This is a genomic window from Pseudoalteromonas sp. Angola-30 (assembly GCF_028599215.1).
Lineage (GTDB): Bacteria > Pseudomonadota > Gammaproteobacteria > Enterobacterales > Alteromonadaceae > Pseudoalteromonas > Pseudoalteromonas atlantica.
In genome coordinates, this window is sequence record NZ_JAQREI010000014.1 from 28,098 (window position 1) to 53,168 (window position 25,071).

The window sequence follows — 25,071 nt, forward strand, 5'->3', positions numbered from 1 at the left end:
TAATTAATGACTGTATGTAAAACCAAGGTAGAACTGACGACCAAAGTACTGAGTCGTCCCTGTTCGTTGCTCTGAGCCAAAGTAACTTTGGGTTGGTTCATCGGTTAAGTTATTAACTTGCAAAAGCATTGTTAGCGAGTCGCTAAAGCGATAAGAGGTTTGAAAGTCGACTACGGTTTCGGCATCAAAATTAACTACTTGCTCGTTAATGGCAACCTGCTCCGATACAAATTCATCGCGGTAACGCACATTAAGGCGGGTTTCAAAATCGTCTAAAGCATAAAACACTGTGGCATTAAGCACGTTATTAGACAGCCCAGGTAAAGATTGCGCTAATGTATCGCCCCCTAAACTGGTAATCGATTCAATTTCACTTTCTGTGTATGAGTAACTTGCGTTAGCGCCTAAGCCATTAAATGGCGAAGGTAAAAAGCTAAACACTTGCGTATACGCAAGCTCTAGCCCTCTAATGTAGCCACCTTCACCGTTATTAACTGCCGTGGTGTAAATACCGTTAGTTGTGGCAACTTGCTCGCCACTAACGGGGTCTTCTATAAAATCAGGAACGTTAAAGCCGTTGCCTTTAAAGTCGAAGTTTTCGATTGATAAGGTTTCAACAAACGAGTCTATATTTTTATAAAATAACGCCGCAGCGATAGTGCCGTTACCTTCTTCAAAATAATATTCGTAAGATAAGTCGTATTGGTCGGCATAAAAGGGTTTTAAAAATGGGTTATTAGTACTTGAACCATTAATAATCCCATCATCACTCACATTTGCACTGGCATCGCCCGCTAAGCGGTTAATTGGCGCACGCGACATTACTTTAGCCGCAGCAAAGCGTACAAGTGAATTGTCGTTAAGTTGCAGGTTTAAATTTAATGATGGTAAGTAGTCGGTGTATTTAGTGCCTAATACATTAGGTGCGTATAAATTATTTACAATGCCGTTCTCATCAACAATATTTTGCGCACCTAAGCGCGCATCGCCTGCTACGTTCTCTAGTACCGTTGCAGATTGATCGGTTTCAACGCGGCGCACACCCACATTGCCCGATAAGTCGAGCCCGGCAATTTGCGTGTTAATGTTTATCATAACGTACGCAGCTAACACATCTTCAAACACCGAGCCGCTTTGCAGCACTGACCACGAATAGTTAGTTGTGTAACCTTGCGCGTCGTCTACGCCATCGGCGTTGCCCCATGTTTGAACAGGCTCTGGCGTACCATCTGGAAACCATGCGTTAAGTGCTTTGTCTAAATCAATGGCTAAATACGAAGGGAAGTAACTAAACTCACCCTGCCAGTCAACCACTGACGCCATATCGTCGGTTAAACGCAAAGGGGGTTGCGTTGCTGAAAACGCCCCGTCGTTACCGTACTCAAATACCGAGCGTTTACGGCTGTACTCTCTATCTGAGTAGCGCGCACCAAACTCTACTGAGCTAAATATGTCGCTTTCTAGCTCGTATTTAAAGTCGAGCCTAAATGCAGTTACTTCATCTTCTGTTTGATCTGGGTAAATACCATATTTGCTGACCATTACACGGTCTATATCACTAAAGGCGGCTGCCTGATTAAACCCAACGTCAGGTAAGTTTAAGCCGTTTAATTGATAGTTAATTGCTACGTTGTTATCAAATACTGGCGTTTCTGCATTGGCATCTTCTGCTACTAAGCTCCACAGTAAGCCATTTCTAAAATTACTTTTTGCGCGAGAAAGCGACACATCGGCATTTACGTTTAGTCTATCGGTTACCTGCCAATCGGCATTCACGCCAAAGCTGTCTACTTCGTCAAAGTCTTGGTTGTCGTCGTTCACTATTTCAACGCGGGTATAACTTTGCGAAGTGCGGTTAACCGCTGCGCCTATTACGGCATTACCATCAAGCTGAGCGTTAGCATATGCAGCTGTTGGCCCGCCTAATTTAACCCTCAGACCGCGGGCAAATGACTCTTTATCAAAGCGCGATAAAAACGCATCACCTTTTAATTTAAAGTTATCTACCGGCGCCCACTCTATAGCTGCTAAGTAACCATTACGGGTTTCTTCGCCGCCTAAATGCTGTAGCTCAAAGCCTTCGCTAATGTATTCGTTTTCTGGATTAGCTAAAGGGCCATTGGTGTCGTTAGCTGCGCCATCAACGTCTTTTGTGTCGTTGTACGCAAGGCCAATAAACTGCGTTGCTACACTTGGCTGAAACAAACGCGCATAGCCCAGCGCTACGCCTAATGTGTCGTTTAGGTATTTGCCTTGATACGAAAAACTAATTCGGTCGCCAAATTCTGTGGCATCCGATACCTCTGAGGCGCGGTCGTTATACATACCGCGCACATTAGCTACAAATTTATGCGTTTGATCATTATTAAGTGGGCTGGCGGTTTCAAGCTCTACCGTACCGGCCACGCCACCTTCAATAAGCGATGCCTTTGGCGATTTGTATACCGCCGCAGAGCTAATTAATTCTGACGGATATTGGTCAAACTCAATACTGCGGCTGCCACTTGTAGATACTTGCTCGCGGCCATTAAGTGTTGAAAATACAAACCCGCCCGACAGCCCGCGTATATTAATTTGCGCCGCTTGCCCACCCGTTCGCACCGCTGAAATACCAGGTAATCGTGTAAGTGCATCGGCCATTGAAATATCAGGCAGTGCCCCTAAATCATCGGCAGAAATTTGTTCTGACACCGTATCGCTAAAACGCTTTTGATTTAAAGATTGAATTAAACTGCGGCTAAAGCCTCGCACTTCAATAATTTCTAAATCTTCAGCTTGTGTGCTGGGTGATTGATTTGTTGAGCCTTCGTTTGCAGCCAATGCACTATTAGCGGCAAATAAAGCCAGCATAAGTGCACTTAGTTTAAACTTGTCCATGTGTGTGAACCTTTGAGTTATTGTTGTCAGGTGTTGCTGTGTTGTTTAAAACACAACCAACAAATTGTAACCAAAAGGTAAAATTAATGTGATGAATACGTATGCAGGGCATGAGGGTTAGGCTGCAGGGGCATACAGGCACGCGCCCCTGCATCGGGAACGCGATTTAAAGGCTTAGCACCACTTTTATCGCAAGGGCAATAAATACGACTCCCAGTATTTTATCAAGCCACGGACTTTGCTTGGTAAAGCCAAAGCGATTTTTTGAAACCTCTGTCAGCAACGCCACCAGCAAATACCAGCCGGTATCAATTACAAACACGGTTAAACACATAATTATGCCCACGCTTAAAGTAAGTAACTGAGGGTCAATAAACTGCGAGAACAAGGCTAAAAAGAAAATAGCGAGCTTAGGGTTCAAAAAGGCAATAGCAAAGCCATCTTGTAAAGCTTGGCCAGCACTTACTTCACTTTCTTGTACTTCAAGTTCGTTATTGCTCGATTTTGCTAGCAATATTTTTACACCTAAATACGCCAAATAAGCTGCGCCTAAATACACCAGTATTTGATAAACAGTCGGAAACTGCATCATTAAAGCGCCTAGCCCTAATAACGATGCACCTGCGTATAACCCAACACCGGTACCATGGCTGAGCGCGGCTAGCATTCCGTTTTTCATACTGCCGTTAAGTGAGTGCTTTAAAACCACCGCTAAACTTGGCCCTGGCGACATTGCCCCCATCATACAAATAGCCGCTAGGCTTAACCATACTGTAAATGTCATTTAAAGCTCGTCAATTTCAATAAGTAATGTATAACCGTGCACTTGGCCATAAAAACCTGTCAATGGCACTGCGTTTATTACTTTCCAGCCATCTTGATTTAATTCCTGTATGCGGTCATTCAATGCGGCTATATCTACGCCACCCAAAAAACGGGTCTTTCTAAATTCGATTACTTTTTGCATTTTAATCCTTGTGTATCTTATACCAATTCGCTTATTTAAGTGATCTTTTTTGAGGACGGAAAAACGTGTTGATAGCTAGGCAAAAAATTCGCTATTTAGTTGTTCTAAATTAGAATTTTTTAACGCAGGTAGCGACACGTTTAGGCCCGCAAAATGATTAAGTAATATTGCGGATTGGTATTATAAGGTGTATTCAAAATCGTAGTAGTGAATCCCTTGCTCAATACGTATTTTCATACTGCCCGTTAACCCTTCTAGCTCATGAGTGCCTGAGTCGGGAATTACATTTAAAATCAGACTGTCTTGGCCTTTATCCATAGTACCAAAATGCTGTAATACAAAGCTGCCTTTTTTACCTTCAAGCTCGCCTATTACTTGCTCTATAGCAACATAACCGGCACTGCCTTGTGTAGGAGTCATGGCGCTTAGCATTTCGCCTTGGCTGGTGGCATTTAAGCTGCCTTTAAATGTTTTATCTATCGACATACGCCCTAAATTAACGCCGTTTTGGCCGCTTGCGTAGCCTTCTATTGGGGCCAGATTTACATTAAATTCTCCACTTACGGTTGCAGTAGTCATAACGTTTCCTTATTGATGCTAATGTTTAAAAGTATTGATTTTTATTATCTTAGTGCCATATCTATACCTTAACCTTTAAAAAGAATCCACTATGTCAAAAACAAGCCCTAAGCCCGAAAAAGCCGCTTTTAGTAGTTTATTACCTATTTTTGCGTTTATTAAACCGTATAAATGGATGGTAGTGGCGGCACTTGGCGCCCTTTTAGTCACCGCTGGTGTTAACTTATCATTAGGGCAAGGGGTTAAGTTTGTCATAGATCATGGCTTTATTGCTGGCTCCCAAGCCCAGCTACAACAAGCTGTATTAGTGCTTATTGGTTTAATTAGTTTATTGGCCGTGGGCACCTTTAGCCGCTTTTATTTAATGTCGTGGATTGGCGAACGAGTTAGTAACGATATTCGCAAAGCGGTGTTTAATCGCATTGTTACCTTGCACCCAAGTTACTTTGAAGAAAACCGCAGTGGCGAGCTTATGTCGCGTTTAACAACCGACACCACCTTGCTGCAATCGATTATTGGCTCTTCCTTTTCTATGGCGCTGCGCAGCGCATTAATGTTAGTGGGTGGCTTGGTAATGCTATTAGTGACTAACTTAAAGCTTACGCTCGTAGTGGTTGCGTGTGTGCCGCTAGTATTAGTGCCGATGATGGTATTTGGCAAAAAGGTTCGCAAACTTGCAAGTTCTAGCCAAGATGCAATAGCCGATATAAGCACCTATGCCGGCGAGATCATTCAAAATATTAAAGTAGTACAAAGCTATAGCCACGAACAGCGTGAGCAACACGCCTTTGCACTTGAAACCGAAAAAGCCTTTAACGTTGCCAAAAGCCGTATTAAACAGCGCTCTTTTTTAATTGCTGCGGTAATATTTTTAACCTTTAGTGCGATTAGCGTAATGCTCTGGGTAGGCGGTAGTGACGTACTGGCAGGTACTATAACTGGCGGTGAGCTAGGTGCATTTGTGTTTTACGCCATTATGGTGGCCATGTCGGTGGCTACCGTAGCCGAGGTTTACGGCGAGCTACAACGAGCTGCTGGGGCGGCAGCGCGCCTACTTGAATTACTGGCCGTTAAAAGTGAAATAGAAAACCCTGCCACTCCACAAGACAAAAAGCTATTAATAAAGGCTGACAGCCCCGCTATCGAACTTGAAAATATTAGCTTTAACTACCCATCTCGCCCCGATGTAAGCGCCCTTAACAAAATAAGCTTAACTATAGAGCAAGGTAAAACAGTGGCTATTGTAGGCCCCTCTGGCGCAGGTAAAACGACGTTATTTGAATTACTACAGCGCTTTTACGACCCTGCTCACGGCGCGATTAAGTTTCATGATGTAAATATTAAAGACATATCGCTTACCACCCTGAGGAACAAAATGGGCATGGTGGCACAAAACCCTATTTTATTTAGCTCAGATGTAATGCATAACATTCGTTACGGCAACCCAAACGCCACTGACGAGCAAGTATATGCGGCCGCAAAGCATGCTCATGCCGATGAATTTATTAAGCAATTACCACAAGGTTATAACAGCTTTTTAGGTGAGCAAGGCGTAAGGCTATCGGGTGGACAAAAGCAGCGTATTGTATTGGCACGCGCTATTTTAAAAGACCCAGAAATACTGCTTTTAGATGAGGCAACCAGTGCACTCGATGCGCAAAGTGAGCACCACGTACAAGCCGCGCTTGAGCATTTAATGCAAAATAGAACAACGTTGATTATTGCCCATAGGCTGGCAACGGTTAAACATGCCGATGTGATTGTAGTAATGGAAAATGGGGAAATAAAAGCAACTGGGAGCCACCAGCAATTGCTAGCAAGCTCCCCTTTGTATCAGCGTCTTTGTGAATTGCAGTTCAACAAAAACTAACCTTCTGTGTTTGGCACTATTTGAATTTCTACACGGCGGTTTTGAGCTCGGCCATTAGCGCTATCGTTAGTGGCTATTGGGCGGGTTTCGCCGTAGCCTGTAGTGCTAATACGTGCAGCCATAATTTGCTGGTTCACTAAGTAGTTTTTAACGCTTTGCGCACGCTCGCGCGATAGGTTCATATTGTAGCTGTCTTTACCTGTGCTATCTGTGTGGCCTTCCACACTTAGGTAGGTTTTTTCGTATTTGTTCATTACTTTAGCAATGGCGTTTAGGGTATCGTTAAAACCTGATGAAATATAAGATTGGTCTGTCGCAAAGGTAATATTAGATGGCATAACTAAACGTAAGTTATCGCCCTCACGTACAACTTCAACCCCTGAGCCTGCTAGTTCATCACGAAACGCTTCTTCTTGCTTATCCATGTAATCACCTACAGCAGCACCGGCTAGTGCGCCAATAGCAGCACCAATAAAGATGCGCTTGTCTTTATGATTACCCGTTGCTTTACCTAATACGCCACCTGCGGCTGCGCCAATTGCGGCGCCTTTGCCTGTGTTGTTCATTTCGCAACCACTTAGTAATACAGCTACTACGGTTACGCTTAAAAGTGATTTAGTTAAAGTCATGTGATGTCCTATTCATTAAGAATTATAAAGCGAGTATGCAAATACATGTATGAACAAACTATGAAGAGCATGTTAAAAGCAGTTCGCTTTATACCAATCCTCTTAATTAAGTGGGTTGGTATTATTTGTAGATTACGAATTAATGTATGCATTTAATAAAAGTGTCATACTCCTTTGTGAAAATTTAATGAACTTTAAAAAAGGATATAAGCTCAATGTTAGTCGCTATTTTTAGACAGTTTTTTTTACTTGGCTGCATGAGTTTTGGTGGCCCTGCTGCCCATTTAGGCTATTTTAAACGCCACTTTGTAGACACATTAAACTGGTTAAGCGATACCCGCTACGCGCAGCTTATTAGTTTAAGCCAAGCGCTGCCCGGGCCTGGTTCAAGCCAAGTGGGCTTTGCAATTGGTGTGGAGAGGGCGGGGGTTATTGGTGGCATTACCGCATTTATCGCTTTTACCTTACCGTCTTTTTTAATCATGTTGTTACTAGCGGTAAGCGCGCATCAGTTTGATGCTGTTTACTTTGCTATTATTGCGGGCTTAAAACTGTTTGCGGTTGTTATTGTGGCCGATGCAACACTCACTATGGCAAAAAGCTTTTGTACCAGCGCTGCGCTCAAGCTTATCGCAGTAATGAGTACCTTGGCTTTATTACTATTTCCTTTACTTGGCACGCAAATAGCTATTTTAGTGAGTGCCGCTGCTATAGGCGCAATTTGGCCTCTGTTACAACTCAACACCCATACAGAGCCTAAAGCAGATACTAAAAGCGCGTTTAGGTGGCTCCCTTTAGGCTTATTTGTATTACTACTCGCTATTAGCTTTATACCTTTAGGTGATGACCTTGCTTTGTTTGCTCCTTTTTACCAAGCGGGCGCTATGGTATTTGGGGGCGGGCACGTGGTATTGCCTGTATTGCAAGCTGGCGTACCGGCGCTAAGTAACGATCAATTTTTAAGTGCGTATGCCAGTGCTCAAGCTATCCCTGGCCCCATGTTTACAATAGCCACTTACTTAGGCGCGCAACTCACTTCAGAGCAACCCTTAATAGGGGCCATAGCTGCAACCCTACTTATTTTTACACCGGGTTTTTTATTAATGCTGGCGTTTCAAAAAAGCTGGTTAAACCTGGCAAGTAAACCTCGCTTTGCAAGCTCTATTGCGGCGCTTAACGCTGCCGTAGTTGGCTTTTTAGCGGCGGCTTTGTACTCACCTATTTGGACATCGGCCGTTCACAACCTATGGCAGGTTGCACTGGTTATTGCCGCTTTTGCATGGCTAAGAATGAAAAAGCCACCTATTTGGTGGCTATTAGCTTTATTTATTAGTGTGGGCCTTGTTCAGCACTATTTGCCATTACTTTAAAGGTCGGCTTATCGGTTTGCTGTGCATTAGGCGGGCTTAATTGCCCGCTAACACTTTGATACGCTCTAAGACCAAATACTGGCAACACTGCCAATAAGTGATCCATAATTTCGGCTTGTAAATGCTCGTAAGATATCCAGCGTTTGTCTTCACTAAAGCAATAAAACTCAATCGGTAAGCCGTGGTTCATTGGTTGTAGCTCACGTACCATAAGCGTCAGTGAGGTATTTATTCTGTTATGCTGCTTTAAATAGCCCTCGGCGTAGCGGCGAAACAAGCCTAAGTTAGAGACCGGATCAGGCAGCGAGGCAACACGTATATATTCATGCAGTGGTATAGCTGCATCTATTTGTTTTCTAAATTCGTCACTTACTAAGCATATGCTGTGCATATCAATATTAAGCGAGCGCTTAATACGTCGGCCGCCAGACTCTTGCATTCCTCGCCAGTTTTTGAACGACCCTGCTACCAGCATATAAGTAGGAATAGTCGTAATGGTGTTATCCCAGTTACGCACTTTTACGGTGTTTAGCCCTAAGTCTATTACTTCACCGTCGGCGCCGTAGTTTTCTACTTGAATCCAATCGCCGTAAGTAACTAATCGGTTTGCCGCAATTTGAATACTGGCTACAAAGCCTAAAATAGTGTCTTTAAAAACCAATAAAGTAACAGCGGCTATCGCACCAAAACCCGACAAAATATAGGTAGGCGATTTTTCAAGCACAATGCTGACTATTAAAATTGCACACACAATAAAGGTGATCAGCTTAACAACTTGTAATAAGCCCTGAATTGGCACTTCGCGGGCAAAATCTAGCTGGTTATAAATAGCGCCGGCAATGCTTACAATGCTGCTAAAAATAAAGCCTACATGAATAATTAATATACCTTGGCCAATGGTTTTTAGTATTTCGGCACTAAGCTCATTAACAGGGTAAACGCTGTCGAAGGTTGCTAAAAAAAGCACGCTACATAACATACCGGCTATGCGCTTATTAAGTTTTGTGAGCAACGGAGAAAGTAACCCTATGCGCTCTGGAGATAACTTAGTCACCACTTTTTGAATGCCTGGCAGCATTAATCGGCGTGTAAATAAATACACTACTAACAACGAAAACACACCAATAGAGGCTGCAGTAATTGCACTTAAAAAATCTGCGTCGGGTACTTTTTCAAACCAAGGAGCGATTAGCTCCTGCAGGTGGGTATTGGTCATAGTGTTTCTATTTCCTTACAAATGGGTGGCTCAGGTAAATCGTGTTGGGCATAAATGCTGGCAAGTTGCGCGTCTTTAGCAACCCATAGCTCATTAACGTACTTTTGAAAGTGGCTTCTAAATGCTTTGTCGTGTTGGTAACTACCTAACATTTGCTGGTTTATAGCAACCACGTCAATAGAAACATAAATTGAATCAAGCTCGCCCTTTAAAATATTACGACAAACATGGCTTGTGCTGCCGCTGTACACCACACTGGTATTTAGCATGGCGTCAAATTGCTCGCCAAGTACCTCAAGTGCAAAGGCAATGCCACCCGCTTTGGGCTTGAGTAAATGTTTAAACGGGCTTTGCTGGCTTGCATGCTTTGCGTGCGTGTAGCGGGTGCCTTCAACAAAATTAATTATGGTGGTGGGATTATTCCTAAAATTACGACAGCTTTGCTTGGTACGCTCAACATCTAGCCCTTTAAGCTTGGGGTTTTTAGCAAGCTGCGCTTTAGTTACGCGCTTCATAAAAGGCATGCCCATAGCCCATGCACCAGAGCCAATAAATGGCACATACTTTAATTCGTCTTTTAAAAAAAACTTTGGTGCTGGTAATACATTAATTGAGCTAAGTACCACAATATCTAACCAGCTCATGTGGTTACAAATTAGTAAGTACCAACTTTTTGAATTTACATCGCCGTTTATGTTTACTTTTATGTTGGCACAACCCAGCCACAAGCCAAACCGATTGCCATTACACCAGCCTCGGTACACGCTATGCAGTATGGTGTTAATTATAGAAAAAGGCAGGACAAGCTTTATTAACCCTAGCAGTAATACTAAGGTGCCAAAAATGATTACATTTGAAAAAATCACGCAGCCTACAATTAAGCCGCTGAGCCAATTTGGTAACCACTTTTTTAGCATAATTGTAAGCCCATTTTTTATTAACTTATTATTTATGGTTTTGTTCGAGCTGCAAAAGCGTGTGCTCTTTTTCTTCCCATAAACGGTTTAATTCACTTTGAAAGCCGACTCTAAACTCAGAGTCGCCAGTGTAATCACCAATCAACTCCTCGCTTACTGGGCGAATATCTACATGCACATTAATTTGCTTCACTTTGCCGCCGGCAAAGTCCATGAACGTAGGGATGCCATCGGGGTAATGAATGGTCACATTAACCACTTTAGAGATTTGCTCACCCATGGCTTGCATTACAAATGCGATCCCGCCTGCTTTTGGCTTTAATAAATGCGGAAAAGGGCTATTTTGGCGAGCATGTTTTTGTGTTGTAAAACGTGTACCTTCTACAAAATTAACAATGCTTACTGGCATTTCTTTAAATTTTTCACAGGCTTTGCGGGTTGTTTCTATGTCTTTACCACGTAGCTTTGGGTTCTTTTTTAGCTGCGCTTTGCTGGTGCGGGTCATAAACGGAAAGTCGAGCGCCCACCAGCACAGACCTAAAATTGGCACGTAAATTAGCTCTTTTTTCAAAAAGAAATTTAAAAAAGGTATTTTACGATTAAATACACGTTGCAGTACTAATATATCTACCCAGCTTTGATGATTAGCAATTACTAAGTACCAGTCTTTTAATTTGGTTTCTTCAAGGCCGGTAACGTTTATTTTTGTTGGCGTGAATAAGCGTTGGTTAATGCTATTAACCGACACCCAAATAGTGGCACACTGTTTAGCAACCCAGCTTAAAAGCTTTTGCATAGGCTTGATAGGGATTAATTTTAATAGCCCACAAACAAAAATAGGCACAAACCAAATAAGTGTGTTTATTGTATAAAGCATAATACTTAATACACTGCGGATTACTGACATTTATTTACTTTCCTTTAAACAATGCGCGCCAAACAGCGACGCTTTTAATTCTGAGAGTGTACGGTTAATCTTCGAAGTAAGTATAACCTTCAAGCCCGGCATTAAGCTCGGCTAAATACCCTGCTTTACACTGCTCAGACACTGCTAGCTTGTTGACCAATAATTCAAAGTTTTGTGCCAAAATGGCGCTATCATAGTCAACAAACTTTAATACATCCTTAACGCTATCACCTTTAATGGCATTGGTTAATACATAACCGTCGTCATTAAGCTCTACATGCACTGAGTCGGTGTCGCCAAATAAGTTATGTAAATCACCTAAAATTTCTTGGTAAGCCCCTACCATAAACATGGCTATATGGTATTGCTCGCCATGCTGGTACTCAGGTATAGGTAAACTGGTTTCTATGCCCGCGCCTTCTACGTACTCACGAATTTGCCCATCTGAGTCACAGGTAATATCTTGAATAATAGCGCGCTGGGTAAGCGGTTTATCTAAATTCTCGATTGGCATAACCGGAAACAACTGCTCAATGCCCCATACATCAGGTAACGACTGAAACAGTGAAAAGTTAACAAATAGCTTATCGGCTAGCTTTTCGTGTAAATCGTCAAGTACCTCACGGTGCGCACGCGCGTTATTGCTAAGTGATGCGCGTACTCGGTGCAAAATAGTAAAGTATAATTGCTCTATTTTCGCCCACTCTAGCATGCTTACTAACCCATGCACGTATTGGTCGTGCGCTTCGCTAAATAAGTGCATCGCATCGTGGTAAATCTCTAGCGCCATACGCGGGTTTAAACGCTGTAAACACTGCCACATTTCATCAAGCACTAACGCACTGTTTTTAAGTGGCGGTTCTGGATTTGGATGATTTGGCGCTTTTTCTACGTCTATCACATCGGTAATTAACACCGCGTGGTGCGCTGTTAAAGCACGCCCTGATTCGGTGATAATGGCTGGGTGCGTAAGTTGATGTTGGTCGCACACCTCAGCAAAAGCATTAACCACATTACGTGCGTATTCTTCAACGGTATAGTTCATCGAGCAAGCACTGCGTGAGCCTGAGCCTTCGTAGTCAACCCCTAAGCCACCGCCTACATCAACGGTATTAAGCGGCACTCCTAGCTGGGTAAGTTCAGCAAAGTGGCGCGCGCATTCTCGCAGGGCGCGGTGTATATCGCGTATGTTGGCAATTTGAGAGCCAATATGAAAATGCACCATTTGCATTAAATGTAATTTATTATGCTTTTTAAGCACCTCAACAGCACTAAGCACTTGGCCTGCGGTTAAGCCAAATTTGCCTTTTTCGCCCCCGGTATTTTGCCACTTACCTTTGCCTACTGAGTTTAAGCGAATACGTATACCAATGGCAGGCTCTATGCCTAGGTTATCTATTTCTTCAAGTAAGGTTGTCAGCTCTGAGAGTTTTTCGACGACTATTTTAACGCTGTGTCCCATGGCTTGACCAATACAGGCTAAACGTAAAAATTCACTGTCTTTATAGCCATTGCACACAATAGTAATGGGTTTATCGGCTACCCCTAAAATTGCCATAAGCTCAGGCTTTGAACCGGCCTCTAGGCCAACTAAACCACTTGGGTGCGCCAATAGTTTACTGACCACCGAGCGTTGCTGATTTACTTTTATAGGGTATACACACGTGTACTTGCCTTGGTACTCGCGGCTGCTGCGCGCTAAGGTAAATGCATGAGTGAGTGTATCTACTCTATTTTTTAAAATATCGGTAAAGCGCACCAACACCGGCAATGTTAAACCTTGCTGCTTAAATTGCTCTGTGAGCTGCGTTAAAGAAATCGCATTTTTAGATTGGTCACCATCTGGGTAGGCAACCAGCTCGCCTTGTGCGTTAATATCAAAATAGCCATCGCTCCAATGAGCAACATTATATGTAGCGCGTGCTGTTTCTAAACCCCAAGTCATGGCAACTCTTCTTTAATCAATTAGCTATAAAGGCGCATTTTAATACGTCACTACCCCCTACGCTAACAAAAATTGAACTTTAACTCGATACTGGCTAACTTTATTGGCAAAGCAGTTAAAATTTCATTGAGCAAAACGCGAAGCACTGGCAGAATTGCCCCTTTTTCATACTCAACTTAAAAAGTGTAAAAGCAACTATGGCAAATTTAGATCAAAGTAAGTGGTTTACAGAAATTAGCGACCGCGATGGCAGCGCATTTTCATTACGTATTAACAAAAAGTTGGATGAAAAACAGTCTCCTTTTCAAAAGGTAGAAATGTTCGAAACCACAGACTTTGGTAATTTAATGATCATCGATGGCTGTACTATGGTAACTACCCGCGAAAACTTTTTTTACCATGAGATGATTAGCCACCCTGCACTTTTAGCGCACCCAAATCCTAAAAACGTGGTAATTATTGGCGGCGGCGATTGCGGTACATTACGTGAAGTTTTAAAACACCCAGGTGTAGAAACCGTAACGCAAATAGATATAGACGAAGTAGTCACGCAAATGTCGTTAAAATACTTCCCAGAGCTTTGTGAGTCTAACAACGATGCACGCGCAACTGTTATGTTTGATGATGGTATAAAATACATGCGTGACGCTGCGGGCGAGTCTATTGATGTTGTTATTGTTGATGGTACAGACCCAGTAGGCCCAGGCGAGGGATTATTTAACCACGCGTTTTACACTAGCTGCTTAAATGCATTACGCCCTGGTGGTATTTTAGTGCAGCAAAGCGAATCGCCATTAATGCATATGCCACTGCTAGTAGAAATGCGCGAGGCCATGCTAAGTGTGGGCTTTAACGACTTGCAAACACTGCCATTTCCACAGCCAATTTACCCAAGCGGTTTATGGTCAGTAACGCTTGCTCGTAAATCACAAGCATTTAATGGCTTTAGAGAAGCCGATGCCGAGCAAGTTGCACAACAAAGCGAATACTACAACAGCGGTATTCATCACGGCGCACTTGCTACACCGAACTTTATGAAACGCGCATTTGATAAAAAATAATTCACACTTTTTTTGAAACTAAAAGGGAGCTTTAAAAGCTCCCTTTTTTGTACTTTAAAAGCGCCATTGAGCGTTGAGCATAATTTGCTGCTGCGATATTCGCTGAGCAAACCCACTACCCGGCCTATTTTGTACAAAGCTATGCAGCGCCGAGCCTTCAACACCTATTTGTAGCGTATCGGTTAATTGGTAACGCCACGTAGCTGTTAAGCCTTCGCCGTGGCTGGCGTTAGGGTCAAACGCGGTGGTGTCATCGTCATCTACTTTAAAATAATCATACCTAAGCGATAACCTATGCTTACCCGCTTTATGGCTGAGCATTAAATAATGGCTATAAAAACGGTTATAAATAAGCTTATTAGCCCCCATTTCGGTTTTACCATCGAGTAGCTGGGCAATCAAACGGGTTTTACCTGTAAATTTATATAACCACGCTAAGCTGCTAAAGCGAGTATGCCAAGCATACTGCCCTGTTGTGCGATTAAAAATGCTGGGATCGGCGTTATTATCGTAATAATAAAACCTAAACTGCGAGCGTTTTAAATAATCCCAATGCACACCGGCATAGTAGCCAAAGCGGCCATCTACTTCTTCAAAAGGCAGCACTTGGTTAGCTTGCCAACGTAATTCGTCACTATTTAATGCCGCAATAGGTGCAAATTGTACACTTTCGTTAAATGTTGTTTGCCTGTCGTGCAGCGCAAAGCCGCGCCAAGATAGCAACGTCCCTGTTGGGTCGTTCCCTTTATAAATAGCAGCGCTCACACTAAAGCTATGCTTAGAATTAAAACGTTTACCTGGGCGCTTAATGCTAAGCTCACCACCTATGGTGCGAAGCTCTTCGCCAAGCCAACTGTTTATGGCCGAATTAGTATAATTGTAAGGCGAGGTCCAGCCTATATCGGGGTTTTCTAGCGACATACTAGGGTAAAACCCACCAAGCTTTACATGCCATTTATAACGGCTGTTTACTAACGGCTGATACTGTAAATACGCTTGGCTTAAACCTAATGTGGTTTTCGGCTCTTGATTAGCATTAACAACGGCATGTGCGCTCCACGCACTACTTAAATCGGCCTTAAAGTCTATAATTCCTTGCGATAACAAAATGCTATCACTGCTATCTCCATGGCGATATAAACCAATACCGCCATCTTGAAAGCTTTGTGTGTCGTCGCTTGCAACCGCACGTACCTGAATAAGCCCTTTAACCTGCGAAAAAGCCGGTAGGCTCATAAAAACTAAGCCAAGTAATACTGTATTTTTGCGCTTAATAGTCATCAAATTCATCCGTAGCAAAGTCTATTTGCTCGGCTATGGCCTGCTTTACGGTGTAGTGTAAAGGTGACTCGCTTACATTAACGCTGTGGGTTTCTACGTTGCTTATATCGCTAAAGCCAGAATGCCATACACTCATGCTGTATTGCCCATTAGGGGCAGTTAAATTAACCATACCGTTGTCGTCGGTAATTGCAAAAACGGTGCTATCAACCACCACAATATAGCCCAGCATCCAGTCATGAATATTACAGCCAAGCTCAACCACCCCAGTTTGATCAAACGTTATGGGGGCTTTAGGTTGCTCTTTGTAAAGTTTCAACTCAAAGGTTTTAGCTTTAGAAAACGAATAAACGTGGTGCATGATAGAGTCGGCATTAGGAAACTCTACCTTTGCATTTTGCGGAACAACTAACGTACGCGGCGTAAACTCGCGGTTTTGTTGGCTCATTGCGTAGGTTTTACTTGCTTGATTGCCGGCCTGAATTGATGCCCCGCTTAGCCACACTACCGCATTTGCTAAAGGCTGATTATTGGCATTTTTTATAGTTATTGTTGTTGCTGCTGCGCAAGTACTCATACATAGCAGTAACACACTTAGTAAGGGTTTTATCATGGGGCTAATCGCTATTATCAATTTGTTTACATTATAGACCGATTAAACCGTTAAATTCTTTCTATTTTTTAAAACATTGAATACGTATGTAGACAGTCGTATTAACAACTCACTGCCATTATCCTTAAAGGTCACCACCGACTCATCAAAGGACACACAATGAGAACATCCGCACTTTTACTACTGGCGTTTGCTGGCAATAGCTTTGCACAAACCGCTGTAGTTGAATCACCAAACTCACAAATAAAAGTGACTATTTCAGATGAAAATAGCACACCCAGCTACGCTATTAGCTTTAAAAACAAACCAGCTATAAACGCATCGCGCCTGGGTTTTGAATTTAAAACCCAAGCCGCATTTAGCGATGGTTTTAAAATTACCCATGTTAAGCAGCAAAGCGTAAATACCCAGTGGCAACAGCCTTGGGGCGAGCGACAAACGGTTACTGATAAACACAACGAAGTTGCGGTTACATTTACAAAAAACGAGCCTAATGGTGCAACCTATACAGTGCGCTTTAGAGCTTTTGATAGTGGCGTTGGGTTTAGATACGAAGTACCAAAACAAGCAGGCTTTGAGCAAACACACATTACCAAAGAGCTCACCGAATTTGCCATTAACAATAACAACAATGCCACCGCCTGGTGGATCCCCGCTCGCGGCTGGAACCGATACGAATACGTTTACAACACCACCGCATTAAATGACGTCCCCCTTGCACACACGCCGTTTACCTTAAAAACCAATGACGGTACCCATATAAGCATTCATGAAGCAGCCTTAGTTGATTACGCAGGCATGGTGCTTAATCAACGCCGCCCAGGCACTTTTAATGCCGATTTAACACCGTGGTCAGACGGCATTGCCGTTAAAAAACAAGGTGCATTTAATACCCCTTGGCGCACCATTCAAATTGCCGACAGCGCGGTAGGCTTAGTCAATTCAGACATAATATTAAATTTAAACGAGCCTAATAAACTAGGCGATGTGTCGTGGGTAAAACCTGGCAAATACGTGGGTATTTGGTGGGGCATGCATATAAACACGCAAACCTGGGGCAGCGGCGAAAAACACGGCGCCACTACACAAACCACTAAGTACTACATGGACTTTGCCGCAGAATATGGCTTTGATGGCGTACTAGTAGAAGGCTGGAACATAGGCTGGGATGGTGACTGGTTTTTTAATGGCGATGTATTTAGTTTTACACAACCCTACGACGACTTTGATATAGCGGCCCTTACTCAATACGGCAAACAAAAAGGCGTGCAGTTAATTGGCCACCACGAAACATCGGGTAATGTAAGTAACTATCGCGACCAAATGGAGGATGCCTTTGCCCTTTACGAAAAATCAAACGTAAGCCAAGTTAAAACGGGCTATGTAGCGGATGGCGGTAACATAAAACGCATAGACGAAAACGGCATTGCCCGTCATGAGTGGCACGACGGCCAATTTATGGTTAACGAGTACCTTTACAACGTAAAGCTGGCTGCTAAACATAAAATTAGTATTAACACCCACGAGCCAATAAAAGACACCGGCCTGCGTCGTACCTACCCAAATTGGATTGCCCGCGAAGGGGCACGCGGCCAAGAGTTTAATGCATGGGGCACGCCGCCCAACCCACCAGAGCACATTCCTATGCTGGCGTTTACCCGAATGCTGGCAGGGCCTATGGACTTTACCCCTGGTATTTTTGATATGGGCTTTAATGGCTTAGGCGATGATACAAACCGCCCACAAACAACGCTTGCCAAGCAGCTTGCACTTTATGTTGTGCTGTATAGCCCGATTCAAATGGCCGCCGACTTACCTAAAAACTATTTAGCCAAGCCTGATGCATTTCAATTTATTCAAGACGTACCAACCGATTGGCAGCAAAGTATTGCGCTTGATGGCGAAGTGGGCGACTTTATTGTTTTTGCCCGTAAAGAGCGCAAACGCGATAAATACTCAGGAAACGATTGGTACTTAGGCGCCGTAACCGACGAGAAAGCCCGAACTATTGAGGTAAAACTCGACTTTTTAGAAAAGGGTAAAAAGTTTGAAGCGCACATATACCAAGACGGTAAAAGCGCTGAATGGAAAAACAATCCGTACGATTTAGATATCGAAAAGCGCGTAGTTAGCGCAAACGATAAGCTAACTTTAAAACTAGCAACAAGTGGTGGTACAGCAATCCGCTTTAAAGCACTTTAAGTTTTAATACTATTAACGTTATGGAAATAGCCAACTCTGCACAGCTTACTGTGCAGAGTTTTGTATTTTTATAGGTAAATAAATTTGTGCACTTAGGCCGCCTTCTGGGCGGTTTTTTAGCTTAACTTTACCATCGTGCATATCAATAATACGCTTAATAATGGCAAGGCCTAAACCACTCCCCTCACTACCACGCGCAGTGTCACCTTGTTTAAAAGGCTCAAACACCGATTCTAGTTCGCTTTCTGGTATACCGGGGCCGCTATCGTTTACCGCTATCACAACGTATTTTTTGTTTGAATTAAAGTAGCTTAATACTTCTATATCGCCATCTGAATAACGCAGCGCGTTTTCAATCATGTTAGTAATTACACGCTTAATAGCCACACTACTTAACGGAACAAGCCCCACGCTGGGGTTGCCTTTAAAGGTAATAACGCGTTGCTGTTTAAGCTCACAATTAACCACTTCAGTCACTAGCGCGTTTATATCTTCGCAAGCAAGCTCATCTGTTTTGTGGTGGCGTAAATACTCAATAAATTGATCGATAATGCCATTCATATCTTCAATATCGTAAATAATGCCTTCGCGAAGGTAGTCATCTTCATCGTTCATCATTTCGGTGGCAAGGCGGATACGAGTAAGCGGAGTGCGTAAATCGTGAGAAACACCAGCCATGAGTAAACGGCGATCGTTTTCAAGAGCGGCAATACCCCGCGACATTTGGTTAAATGCACGGGTAACTTCTATAACTTCACTGGAGCCTTCTTCTTCAAGCTTGCTACTAAAATCGCCCTTACCCACTTTCACGGCTGCTTGCTGCAACGCCTTTAATGGGCGGTTTAAGTGCCGAGCAAATAGCCAGCCGCCTAACACACTTAAAAAACCAATACTTGATAAGTAAAACGTTAAAAATTCAAGGTTGTTTTCTTGATACCCGCTAAGCGGTACTTTTACCCAATAACCGGGTGCTTGCGGCGCTTCTACCCAATAAATCAGCGGGTCGGTTTGACTAATACGCACCCGAGCAGAACCATTTAATTGCTCAGACATACTACGCGACAGCATCGAGTATTCTCGGGTTTGACCCAGCCCTTGGCGCATTGCCTCGCGCTGCGTCATCACTTCTATACCTGTAATTTCAAAAAACTTTTCAGACACTTCGTCGTTGATTTCTACGCCGTCTTCCCAGTCTATAAATACCGTTTTAATTTGCTTAGCGAGCATTAAATTTACTTGCTCTATGGTTGGTTTTACAACGTAAAAGCTCACCGTTACATACGACACTATTTGGTTAATTAGCAGTAAAGCGGCCACTAAAAATACAGTTTGGCCAAACGCACTACGCGGAAAAAATCCCATATAAACTACTTATCACCGTCAGGAACAAACACATAACCCAAACCCCATACAGTTTGAATATAGCGCGGGTTGGCGGCATCTACTTCTATCATGCGGCGCAGTCGCGATACTTGCACATCAATACTGCGCTCAAGCGCACTGTAATCTCGCCCACGGGCTAGGTTCATTAGTTTATCGCGGCTCAGTGGCTCGCGCGGGTGCGATACAAGCGCTTTAAGTACGGCAAATTCACCGCTGGTGAGTGAAATGGTTTTATCGCCCTCACTCATTTCGCGCGTGGCTAAATTAAGCGTAAATTGACCAAAGGCTATTAAGTTTTCTTCTGCTGCGGGTGCGCCCGGTACTTCTTTGGCGCGGCGGCGTAAAATAGCTTTTATGCGAGCCAGTAATTCGCGCGGGTTAAACGGTTTCGGGATGTAGTCGTCTGCGCCTAGTTCAAGGCCTATAATACGGTCGACCTCATCGCCTTTTGCTGTCAGCATCACAATAGGGATTTCGTTTTCTTTTTGGCGTAGCCGGCGGCAAATAGATAAACCATCTTCGCCTGGTAGCATTAAATCAAGCACCATTAAGTGAAAGTTTTCTCGCTCAATGAGTCTATCCATTTGCTCTGAGTTTGCGGCGGTTCTAACAATAAAGCCTTGCTCTACTAAATAACGCTCTAGTAAGCTGCGCAGGCGCATATCGTCATCTACAACTAATACTTTTGTGGTTTCGTGTCCCATTGCGTGTTTCTTATTTTTATTTCCAATTAATAGTTAATATAAATGAAAAACTTAATAATCAAAATCTAATTGCGCGCTTAGATTGTTACTGAACATTTCAAAGTTATAATATTAGGGCGTGTTGACCTTTGCGGATTGAAATTTGTTCAATCTAGGGGCGATTAAATTGCGGCGCGAGCTTTGTAACCTAGTGGGCTAAGTAAAAACCGAGTAACAAAGAGTTTATCGCCCCTAGGCAGAACCCGAAGGGCAGCGCATGTTTGGCATTTATGCTGCGTTATCAACTATTTATGGGGAATAACCACACTTCATAGGCTCTGCCTTGCCTAAAAACCAAACATACTGCTGCAAATTCGACCATCAAAGAACAACACGCCCTAAAGTTTACACTCGACAAATTTTAGCAATTTTAATAACGTGCACAGCATTAGAGTTAATGAATAAAAGCCCATGAAAACAAATTTAATAACCCGCGAAGGTTACTTACAATTACAGCAAGAGCACGACCATTTATGGAACGTTAAACGCCCTGAAGTCACTAAAATAGTGAGTTGGGCGGCAAGCCTTGGCGATCGCTCAGAAAATGCAGACTATCAATATAATAAACGCTTACTGCGCCAAATTGATCGTCGTGTTCGGTATTTGCGCAAACGCCTACCCGATTTAAAAGTTATTGATTATTCGCCGCAGCAAGACGGTAAAGTATTTTTTGGCGCATGGGTAGAAATAGAAAACGAACAAGGCGAGGTTAAAAAATTTAGAATTGTAGGGCCTGATGAAATATACGACCGTAAAGACTACATATCAATTGACTCACCTATGGCGCGCGCCCTGATAAAAAAACAAGTAGACGATGATTTTGAGGTACCTACACCGCAAGGTAAAAAAGAATGGTATGTAAATAGTATTGAATATCAAAAATAGTCCCCCATAACATTATTAATAAATAACTACTTTGATTCAGATCAGGTAAATTTTTTATTGTGTAATATATCTCATTAGGATATATATTGATTTAGCAGGTTTATCTTTAACCTGATTTTTAAGGTAGTGGCTATGTCAAACTTAGTACAGCGCATATGTAGTAATGCCGTATTGTTTGCACTTTTAATGAGTGTGAGTTTGACTCTGCATGCCAATACCACCGAAGTAAGTATAGATAACGCCAGTGTATCTAATCATTTTATCGCTTGTGAATTTCCTGACCAAGCAACCCCCGACATTGACTTAGATTCTCATGTTAATGCATTTGCTATTAGGTTGTTTCAACCGCTACCTAATGCTGTTTCATCTTTTTACCAAAGTACAAACCTAAGCCGTCCTTTTAGTACGGCATATCAACGTGGTCCACCTAGCTATTTAATTTAATTCACAATTTTACTTTTTGATTAAATTTTATAACTAATAAGGTGACTACTATGTCTAACTTTAAAGAATTACGTACCCAAAATATTTCTCATGGCGTTATTGCAAGCACGTTTGAAGATCAGCAAGCCACTATTGATTTAACATCTCCGGCTTTAACTGTAATCAATAACTTTACCCAAAAAACGCCAATTCGGGCTCAATACGACACTCCTATTAGCGAGGCGCTTAAACAAGTACTAGCTGAGCACTCTGACTATGTATTAGTGACTGATGATGCGCAAAAATTAATTGGTATTGTTTCAAGTGCTGACCTACAAAGCGCTAAAATTACGGCCATTGCACAGCGTTTAAATACCAGCCGCAATGAAGTGAGCTTACGCTACATTATGACACCTATTAGCCAACTTAATGGCGTAAGTATGCAAAGCCTAAGCTATGCAAGTATTGGCGATGCACTACAAACAATGGAGCATCAAGGCAGCATGTTTTTATTAGCAACAACCACTAATAACGAAATATGCGGGTTAATCTCGGCGCGTCAAATAGCTAAAACGTTACACATTCCAGTGCATATTACCCCTATTGCTCACACGTTTAGTGATGTTTTAGAAAGCGTAGAGCACCCTCACTAAAGCGCGCTTTTACGCTTTGTAAGCTCAGCCAAGCCAGCCATCTTAAAGCAAGCAAAATTGCTTGCTTTAAGAGCTTTTTATTACAACCTGCTGTGATATTATTCAACTAATAAATACCTACCAAACTCATTAAATAGCAACTTTAATAAGCTGGGTATAACAGTACCAGAGGGATTTTCTGGTTTTATTTTTTGTATTAAAAGGTTTATGCATGAGCGATATCTCTGCACGTTTAGCCACTGAGCTAAATGCACAACAGCAACAAGTTGTTGCTGCTACAAAATTACTTGATGAAGGCGCAACGGTTCCTTTTATTGCGCGTTACCGTAAAGAAATTACCGGTGGATTAGACGACACGCAATTACGCCTTTTAGAGCAACGTTTGTCGTACTTGCGCGAGCTTGAAGAGCGCCGCAGCTTTATTTTATCAACCATCGAATCGCAAAATAAATTAACGCCAGCACTGAGTGCCGATATTACCAGCGCACAAAGTAAAACTGAGCTTGAAGATTTATACCTTCCTTATAAAGCTAAGCGTCGTACCAAAGGACAAATAGCCATTGAAGCAGGCCTTGAGCCACTTGCCGATGCGCTATTTAACGACGCAAACTTAGAGCCAGAGCAACAAGCGCAGCAGTTTATAAATGCCGACAAAGGCATTGCTGATACCAAAGCAGCCCTTGATGGCGCTAAATTTATTTTAATGGAACGCTTTGCAGAAGATGCCAAGTTATTGGCTAAATTTAGAAGCCATATTAGCCAACACGGCGCTATACAAAGCACACTTATTGACGGCCAAGAGCAAGCCGGTAGTAAATACCGCGACTACTTTGACCATCAAGAACCTCTTAAAAAGGTCCCTTCTCACCGCGCACTTGCTATGTTGCGCGCGCGTAACGAAGGTATTTTGCAGCTGAGTATTAACCCAGAGCCAAGCAGCGAAAATACAGCCCAGCTATGTGCGCAAATGATTGCTGATCACTACCGCTTAGATGTGAAATATAAAGCAGCTAGCGCATGGCTATTAAGTGTTGTGCAATGGGCATGGAAAATAAAGCTTGGCCTACACCTAGAAAATGAATTTTTAGCAGCCATGCGAGAAAAAGCCGAAACCGGCGCTATAGATGTATTTGCTAAAAACTTAAAAGACTTACTTATGGCCGCCCCTGCTGGGCCGCGTACCACGCTTGGTCTAGATCCTGGTTTGCGAACTGGCTGTAAAATTGCCGTAGTTGATGGCACAGGTAAATTGCTTACAACCCAAACTATTTTCCCCCACGCACCACAAAATCACTGGGAAAAATCGTTACGTACATTAGAGCAACTATGTCGCCAGCATAAAGTAGAACTTATTGCGATTGGTAACGGAACCGCATCACGCGAGTCTGACAAGCTAGTAGGCGAACTTATTAAGGCCAATGCTGAGCTTAAATTAAACAAAATTATGGTAAGCGAAGCCGGCGCGTCTGTTTACTCTGCGTCTGAATTTGCAGCGAATGAATTTCCTAACTTAGATGTGTCTTTACGTGGCGCGGTATCTATTGCGCGTCGCCTGCAGGACCCACTTGCCGAGCTTGTTAAAATTGAGCCAAAATCAATTGGTGTAGGCCAATACCAGCACGATGTATCGCAAAGCCAATTAGGCCAAACACTGACCGCAGTAGTAGAAGACTGTGTAAACTCAGTGGGTGTTGATTTAAATATGGCCTCGGTGCCGCTTCTTACTCGCGTATCGGGGTTAAATAAAACCTTAGCGCAAAATATAGTAAATTACCGCGACACTAACGGCACGTTTACTAAGCGTAGCGAACTTAAAAAAGTTGAGCGTTTAGGACCAAAGGCGTTTGAACAAGCAGCAGGCTTTTTGCGTATTAATCAGGGTAAAGACCCACTTGATAACTCATCAGTTCACCCTGAGGCTTATCCTGTTGTTAAACTTATTTGTGAGCGTAACAACCTTGATGTAAATAGCTTAATAGGCAATAGCGAGTTTTTAAATAAGCTGGTTGCTAATGACTACACCGACGAGAAGTTTGGTTTACCTACCGTTACCGACATCATTAAAGAGCTAGATAAGCCTGGGCGCGATCCTCGTCCTGAGTTTAAAACTGCTGAATTTAAAGCCGGTGTAGAAAAAATCACAGACCTAAAACCCGGTATGATTTTAGAAGGTGTGGTTTCTAACGTTGCTAACTTTGGTGCGTTTGTTGATGTAGGTGTTCACCAAGATGGCCTAGTGCATATTTCGGCAATTACTAATAAGTTTATCTCTGATCCGCGCGAAGTAGTAAAAGCCGGTGACATTGTAAAAGTAAAAGTGGTTGAGGTAGATGCCCCACGTAAACGCATTAGCTTTACTATGCGCTTAGATGATGAAATAGACACAAGCAATAAACCCGCTGCCGCGCCGCAAAAGCAACGCAGTAATCAGGGCCAGCAACCGCGTGCAGCAAAACCAAAGCGCGATAACGGTAACGCCATGATGGGTAATGCCTTTGCCGATGCATTTGCTAATGCAAAGGTAAAAAAATAATACCCTTTTGCTTCATT

21 protein-coding genes are annotated in these 25,071 nt (G+C 42.9%); 8 read left to right on the forward strand and 13 right to left on the reverse strand.

The features are described from left to right. Positions 1-3: 3 nt before the first annotated feature. The 4 genes from PSH54_RS15465 to PSH54_RS15480 form a co-directional block, all read right to left on the reverse strand. Positions 4-2,877, reverse strand: a complete 2,874-nt coding sequence (locus PSH54_RS15465) for a TonB-dependent receptor (RefSeq protein WP_273606537.1) — start codon at positions 2,875-2,877, stop codon at positions 4-6. Between the two features lie 166 nt (positions 2,878-3,043). Then, positions 3,044-3,661, reverse strand: a complete 618-nt coding sequence (locus PSH54_RS15470) for a LysE family translocator (RefSeq protein ID WP_273606538.1) — start codon at positions 3,659-3,661, stop codon at positions 3,044-3,046. Then, positions 3,662-3,844: a hypothetical protein gene (locus PSH54_RS15475; protein ID WP_008168146.1), complete on the reverse strand. Its 183-nt coding sequence runs from the start codon at positions 3,842-3,844 to the stop codon at positions 3,662-3,664. Between the two features lie 180 nt (positions 3,845-4,024). Next, complete coding sequence (locus PSH54_RS15480; RefSeq protein ID WP_004587550.1) at positions 4,025-4,423, reverse strand: DUF3224 domain-containing protein; 399 nt, start codon at positions 4,421-4,423, stop codon at positions 4,025-4,027. A 91-nt stretch (positions 4,424-4,514) separates the two neighbouring features. Between PSH54_RS15480 and PSH54_RS15485 the strand changes: the two genes are divergently transcribed. Beyond that, the gene (locus PSH54_RS15485; RefSeq protein WP_273606539.1) at positions 4,515-6,293 is read left to right on the forward strand and encodes an ABC transporter transmembrane domain-containing protein; all 1,779 of its coding nucleotides are present in this window, start codon (positions 4,515-4,517) and stop codon (positions 6,291-6,293) included. Here the strand turns inward: PSH54_RS15485 and PSH54_RS15490 are convergent. Next, positions 6,290-6,922, reverse strand: coding sequence for an OmpA family protein (locus PSH54_RS15490; RefSeq protein ID WP_004587548.1), 633 nt, complete (start codon positions 6,920-6,922; stop codon positions 6,290-6,292). The two genes, PSH54_RS15485 and PSH54_RS15490, sit on opposite strands and share 4 nt — an antisense overlap. Before the next feature lie 215 nt (positions 6,923-7,137). Between PSH54_RS15490 and chrA the strand changes: the two genes are divergently transcribed. Then, positions 7,138-8,292: a chromate efflux transporter gene (gene chrA, locus PSH54_RS15495; RefSeq protein ID WP_096042429.1), complete on the forward strand. Its 1,155-nt coding sequence runs from the start codon at positions 7,138-7,140 to the stop codon at positions 8,290-8,292. Here chrA and PSH54_RS15500 read toward each other — a convergent pair. The 4 genes from PSH54_RS15500 to speA all read right to left on the reverse strand — a co-directional run bounded on the left by PSH54_RS15500 (position 8,252) and on the right by speA (position 13,277). Then, positions 8,252-9,508, reverse strand: a complete 1,257-nt coding sequence (locus PSH54_RS15500) for a mechanosensitive ion channel family protein (protein WP_029773670.1) — start codon at positions 9,506-9,508, stop codon at positions 8,252-8,254. The genes chrA and PSH54_RS15500 overlap by 41 nt on opposite strands. Beyond that, positions 9,505-10,425, reverse strand: a complete 921-nt coding sequence (locus PSH54_RS15505; RefSeq protein ID WP_138578639.1) for an acetyltransferase — start codon at positions 10,423-10,425, stop codon at positions 9,505-9,507. The genes PSH54_RS15500 and PSH54_RS15505 overlap by 4 nt, the downstream gene beginning before the upstream one ends. A 28-nt stretch (positions 10,426-10,453) precedes the next feature. Next, the gene (locus tag PSH54_RS15510) at positions 10,454-11,332 is read right to left on the reverse strand and encodes an acyltransferase (protein ID WP_004587544.1); all 879 of its coding nucleotides are present in this window, start codon (positions 11,330-11,332) and stop codon (positions 10,454-10,456) included. Between the two features lie 64 nt (positions 11,333-11,396). After that, positions 11,397-13,277: a biosynthetic arginine decarboxylase gene (gene speA, locus PSH54_RS15515; RefSeq protein ID WP_029773672.1), complete on the reverse strand. Its 1,881-nt coding sequence runs from the start codon at positions 13,275-13,277 to the stop codon at positions 11,397-11,399. A 197-nt stretch (positions 13,278-13,474) separates the two neighbouring features. Between speA and speE the strand changes: the two genes are divergently transcribed. Then, entirely contained in the window at positions 13,475-14,338 is an 864-nt protein-coding gene (gene speE / locus PSH54_RS15520; RefSeq protein ID WP_054983340.1) for a polyamine aminopropyltransferase, read from the forward strand. A 54-nt stretch (positions 14,339-14,392) separates the two neighbouring features. Here the strand turns inward: speE and PSH54_RS15525 are convergent, their stop codons facing one another. Both PSH54_RS15525 and PSH54_RS15530 read right to left on the reverse strand, forming a co-directional pair. Beyond that, a complete protein-coding gene (locus tag PSH54_RS15525; RefSeq protein ID WP_273606540.1) occupies positions 14,393-15,619 on the reverse strand; it encodes a hypothetical protein in 1,227 nt (408 codons plus the stop codon). Further along, positions 15,609-16,232, reverse strand: coding sequence for a methylamine utilization protein (locus PSH54_RS15530; protein ID WP_273606541.1), 624 nt, complete (start codon positions 16,230-16,232; stop codon positions 15,609-15,611). The genes PSH54_RS15525 and PSH54_RS15530 overlap by 11 nt, the downstream gene beginning before the upstream one ends. A gap of 159 nt (positions 16,233-16,391) precedes the next feature. Between PSH54_RS15530 and PSH54_RS15535 the strand changes: the two genes are divergently transcribed. Beyond that, positions 16,392-18,434: a glycoside hydrolase family 97 protein gene (locus tag PSH54_RS15535; RefSeq protein ID WP_273606542.1), complete on the forward strand. Its 2,043-nt coding sequence runs from the start codon at positions 16,392-16,394 to the stop codon at positions 18,432-18,434. 45 nt (positions 18,435-18,479) lie between these two features. Here PSH54_RS15535 and envZ read toward each other — a convergent pair whose 3' ends face one another. Together envZ and ompR are read right to left on the reverse strand one after the other, a co-directional pair. Beyond that, positions 18,480-19,796: a two-component system sensor histidine kinase EnvZ gene (gene envZ, locus PSH54_RS15540; protein WP_273606543.1), complete on the reverse strand. Its 1,317-nt coding sequence runs from the start codon at positions 19,794-19,796 to the stop codon at positions 18,480-18,482. 5 nt (positions 19,797-19,801) lie between these two features. After that, on the reverse strand, positions 19,802-20,521 hold the full coding sequence (gene ompR / locus PSH54_RS15545) for an osmolarity response regulator transcription factor OmpR (RefSeq protein ID WP_004587537.1): 720 nt from the start codon (positions 20,519-20,521) through the stop codon (positions 19,802-19,804). A 450-nt stretch (positions 20,522-20,971) separates the two neighbouring features. Between ompR and greB the strand changes: the two genes are divergently transcribed. The 4 genes from greB (at position 20,972) to PSH54_RS15565 (ending at position 25,054) form a co-directional block, all read left to right on the forward strand. Beyond that, positions 20,972-21,445, forward strand: coding sequence for a transcription elongation factor GreB (gene greB, locus PSH54_RS15550; protein WP_004588245.1), 474 nt, complete (start codon positions 20,972-20,974; stop codon positions 21,443-21,445). A gap of 132 nt (positions 21,446-21,577) precedes the next feature. Next, complete coding sequence (locus PSH54_RS15555; protein ID WP_273606544.1) at positions 21,578-21,889, forward strand: hypothetical protein; 312 nt, start codon at positions 21,578-21,580, stop codon at positions 21,887-21,889. Positions 21,890-21,939: 50 nt separating this feature from the next. Then, positions 21,940-22,521 carry a CBS domain-containing protein gene (locus PSH54_RS15560; RefSeq protein WP_004588243.1) on the forward strand — a complete coding sequence of 194 codons (582 nt, stop codon included), beginning with the start codon at positions 21,940-21,942 and terminating at the stop codon, positions 22,519-22,521. Positions 22,522-22,732: 211 nt separating this feature from the next. Next, positions 22,733-25,054, forward strand: coding sequence for a Tex family protein (locus PSH54_RS15565; RefSeq protein ID WP_273606545.1), 2,322 nt, complete (start codon positions 22,733-22,735; stop codon positions 25,052-25,054). Positions 25,055-25,071 lie beyond the last annotated feature (17 nt).